Source organism: Streptomyces sp. ADMS, assembly GCF_033441795.1.
Lineage (GTDB): Bacteria > Actinomycetota > Actinomycetes > Streptomycetales > Streptomycetaceae > Streptomyces.
Window position 1 is genome coordinate 1 of the sequence record NZ_JAVFVX010000645.1, and the last position, 233, is coordinate 233.

1 rRNA gene is annotated in these 233 nt (G+C 53.6%); it reads left to right on the top strand.

Annotated elements, in window-relative coordinates:
• Positions 1–138: 138 nt before the first annotated feature.
• Positions 139–233, top strand: a 5S ribosomal RNA gene (gene rrf / locus RB628_RS42320); the annotation flags it as partial.

The window sequence follows — 233 nt, forward strand, 5'->3', positions numbered from 1 at the left end:
TGACTGGTACTAATAGGCCGAGGGCTTGTCCTCAGTTGCTCGCGTCCACTGTGTTAGTTCTGAGACAACGACCGTTGTCGGCTTTTGAGCAGAACATCTAACTGAAGAGTGTGCTTGTTCGCTCGAAACCAATAGGGTTTCGGTGGTCATAGCGTGAGGGAAACGCCCGGTTACATTTCGAACCCGGAAGCTAAGCCTTACAGCGCCGATGGTACTGCAGGGGGGACCCTGTG